This is a genomic window from Bacillus sp. 491mf, assembly GCF_900112415.1.
Classification (GTDB): Bacteria; Bacillota; Bacilli; order Bacillales; family Bacillaceae_G; genus Bacillus_A.
Window position 1 is genome coordinate 1 of sequence record NZ_FOLV01000089.1, and the last position, 2,446, is coordinate 2,446.

The 2,446-nt window shown below is 33.0% G+C and carries 3 protein-coding genes; all 3 read left to right on the forward strand.

Features of this window, described 5'->3' with window-relative positions; genetic code table 11:
• Nucleotides 1-120 precede the first annotated feature (120 nt).
• Nucleotides 121-825 (forward strand): deaminase domain-containing protein, encoded by a 705-nt coding sequence (locus BM211_RS26635; RefSeq protein WP_177207001.1) that lies wholly within the window; start codon nt 121-123, stop codon nt 823-825.
• Between the two features lie 49 nt (nt 826-874).
• Nucleotides 875-1,207, forward strand: coding sequence for a hypothetical protein (locus BM211_RS25680; protein ID WP_091000212.1), 333 nt, complete (start codon nt 875-877; stop codon nt 1,205-1,207).
• Nucleotides 1,208-1,313: 106 nt separating this feature from the next.
• Nucleotides 1,314-2,446 (forward strand): IS3 family transposase gene (locus BM211_RS25685; RefSeq protein ID WP_091000214.1). Its coding sequence is split into 2 segments (ribosomal slippage), with 1,134 coding nucleotides annotated over them: nt 1,314-1,548 and nt 1,548-2,446; the frame shifts between segments, so codons are not numbered across the junction. This gene is flagged as partial in the annotation.

The window sequence follows — 2,446 nt, forward strand, 5'->3', positions numbered from 1 at the left end:
TAAAAGGGCTGTTCCATAAGTTGGTTTTACTCGCTTATGGAACAGCCCCTTTTGTTTTAGTATAAAAATAGTTTCGATAAAACATTCAAGTAGGTAAAATAATAATTAGATTATTTCAAATTGGCTCGATTAAAAACAGGGAAATCCAGAAATGAAAAAATGTATCAGCTTGGCAGAAAAATGGCCCAAGGTATGGATAATACACTTGCTTTCTTCAAGGGTCCTAAACCAGCTGGAGACAGTGTATTGATAGGGAAACAAGGCGGTCCAGGAAAGGTTACCGAGTGGGTCAATACGCACCATGCAGAGAGTACTAAGTTTATGGATGGTAAGATTCAGGGGCTTGAGGCTTCGCTTGCTAAGGGAGCGGCAGAAGCTAAAACTACTATAAGATTACTTGATGAAGTGGTAGATTCTAATTTCTTAAATATAATCAATAAATATAAAAATAAATTGCCACAATGGGCTATAGGAAAAGGTAATTTTGGATGTGCTGAAGTAACTATAGAGGGTATAACTAAAAATGAATATATTGCACATAGTGCAATACAGGCAGAGATAGAGAGTATTAAGGGAACTGGCATTTCAATAAAACCAGATTCAACTTTATTAAAGGCAATAAAAGTTGATGGAAACAATGTAGTAGATGGAGCTGGAGCGTGGTTAAGAGATGTTGATACTGAATTTAAAATACTTTCAGAAATACAAAATAAATTGGGAACCAAGTATAGTACAGCAGGGAAAATTAAATTGTTTACTGAATTGGAATGTTGCCCAAGTTGTTTAGATGTAATAGAACAATTTAAAAAATTATATCATAAATAGATATTGAAGTAATATATAAGATAAAAAAATAGAAAGCAGGTTATATTTGATGAACAAATACAATTTTTATGAAAGTAAGTTTAGAACTTTGGAATCTTTTTACATGTGGATAGAACAAGGAAGTACTTATGATGTTGCAGCATCACAATGTATGTATTATGACCAACCACAGAATGAGCTTGATGAAATAGTGATGCCTATAACAATTGCTACTAGATTTGCTAGATGTGGAAAACCATTAGGTGATGATTTTAAACAAGTTTTAAAAAAGAAGATTGAAAGTTTTAATATGTTAGATTTATCAAAGTATAATTTAAACGAAGATGAATTAAAAGCTTTAAAAGAAGAAATAAGTGAAGTGTCTGGATATATTTCAAACTAGATACATTTAAATGTAAAACTAACTACAAAAATAATAGAGTTAGTATAGTCATATGGACACAACTTAGTTAAGTCCTTACAATGGATTTCAAGGAGGAAGTGTCCGTATGACAAACAAGAAGTTTAATGAAGAATTTAAAAAAATGGTGGTTGAATTATATCGTTCAGGACAATCTGTAAAACAATTAAGCAGCGAGTATGGCATATCAGAAGTAACCGTTTATAAATGGATTAAAATATATTCTCCTATCGCATCAGTTGATGAGGATGAAATGACGCTAGAAGATCTAAAACGAATGAAAAAAGAAATGCTTCGTCTAAAAGAAGAAAATGAAATTTTACAAAAGGCTATGGCTATATTCGCGAGAAAATAAAAGATACAGAATTACACCAATTTATCGATTGTCAAAAAGAAACGCACTCTGTTCATATGATGTGCCAAACTCTCGGGATAGCGAGAAATTCTTACTACCAATCTCAGCACAAAACAGAGTCAAAGCGTAGTCGTGAAAATGAAGAATTAACCCAAAAAATTATACAAATTCATCAAGACAGTGGAAAGCGTTACGGTGCGCCCAAGATTCATCAAATACTATTGGAACAAGGATTACAAGTAAGTATAAAGCGTGTACAGCGGCTCATGAAAAAAGAATATATTCGTTCCGTTATCTTAAAGAAATACAAACCAAATTCATCAAAATCAAATGTAGAGGAACGGATAAATCTACTAGAACAGGACTTCTCTACAACGACAATTAATGAAAAGTGGGTAGCAGATATTACCTATATTCACACGCAAAAAGATGGTTGGTGTTACCTTGCATCTGTCATGGATTTGTATTCTGAAAAAATTGTTGGCTATTCATTTTCACGAAATATGACAACGAATATTGTGGTAAAAGCGTTAGAAAACGCTTACTATACACAGAAACCACCAGAAGGTCCCATTCTGCATACTGACTTAGGAACACAATATACAAGTCGAAAATTCCAAACGATACTCGCGAATTATAAAATCAACCTCTCTTTCAGCAAAAAAGGCTGTCCGTATGATAATGCTTGTATGGAGTCGTTTCATGCCACTTTAAAGAAAGAAGAAGTATATCGTACAAAATATGTCACATTTGAACAAGCAAACTTAGCATTATTTCAATACATCGAGGGATGGTATAACCGCAAGAGGATTCATAGTAGCATTGGTTATAAAACTCCCCAAGCAATAGAAGATCTAGCTAAAAAA

Bases quoted from the DNA above. Each gene is read 5' to 3' on its own strand.
- BM211_RS25680 (WP_091000212.1), top strand. From the start codon at position 875: ATGAACAAATACAATTTTTATGAAAGTAAGTTTAGAACTTTGGAATCT.